The 820-nt window shown below is 52.4% G+C and carries 1 protein-coding gene; it reads right to left on the bottom strand.

Annotation, left to right across the window (positions count from 1 at the left end; all coding sequences use genetic code 11):
• Positions 1 to 52: 52 nt before the first annotated feature.
• Complete coding sequence (locus HG542_RS34140; protein ID WP_001067855.1) at positions 53 to 757, bottom strand: IS6-like element IS26 family transposase; 705 nt, start codon at positions 755 to 757, stop codon at positions 53 to 55.
• Between the last annotated feature and the right edge of the window lie 63 nt (positions 758 to 820).

The raw sequence follows: 820 nt of genomic DNA, 5'->3' as shown, positions 1-820 counted from the left end.
GGCACTGTTGCAAAGTTAGCGATGAGGCAGCCTTTTGTCTTATTCAAAGGCCTTACATTTCAAAAACTCTGCTTACCAGGCGCATTTCGCCCAGGGGATCACCATAATAAAATGCTGAGGCCTGGCCTTTGCGTAGTGCACGCATCACCTCAATACCTTTGATGGTGGCGTAAGCCGTCTTCATGGATTTAAATCCCAGCGTGGCGCCGATTATCCGTTTCAGTTTGCCATGATCGCATTCAATCACGTTGTTCCGGTACTTAATCTGTCGGTGTTCAACGTCAGACGGGCACCGGCCTTCGCGTTTGAGCAGAGCAAGCGCGCGACCATAGGCGGGCGCTTTATCCGTGTTGATGAATCGCGGGATCTGCCACTTCTTCACGTTGTTGAGGATTTTACCCAGAAACCGGTATGCAGCTTTGCTGTTACGACGGGAGGAGAGATAAAAATCGACAGTGCGGCCCCGGCTGTCGACGGCCCGGTACAGATACGCCCAGCGGCCATTGACCTTCACGTAGGTTTCATCCATGTGCCACGGGCAAAGATCGGAAGGGTTACGCCAGTACCAGCGCAGCCGTTTTTCCATTTCAGGCGCATAACGCTGAACCCAGCGGTAAATCGTGGAGTGATCGACATTCACTCCGCGTTCAGCCAGCATCTCCTGCAGCTCACGGTAACTGATGCCGTATTTGCAGTACCAGCGTACGGCCCACAGAATGATGTCACGCTGAAAATGCCGGCCTTTGAATGGGTTCATGTGCAGCTCCATCAGCAAAAGGGGATGATAAGTTTATCACCACCGACTATTTGCAACAGTGCC

It is taken from the genome of Streptomyces morookaense (genome assembly GCF_013030945.1).
GTDB lineage: Bacteria > Actinomycetota > Actinomycetes > Streptomycetales > Streptomycetaceae > Streptomyces > Streptomyces morookaensis.
This window is presented reverse-complemented; position numbering and strand designations above follow the sequence as displayed.

Excerpts from the sequence above, each read along its gene's own strand:
- HG542_RS34140 (WP_001067855.1), bottom strand. The coding sequence starts at position 757 with ATGAACCCATTCAAAGGCCGGCATTTTCAGCGTGACATCATTCTGTGG.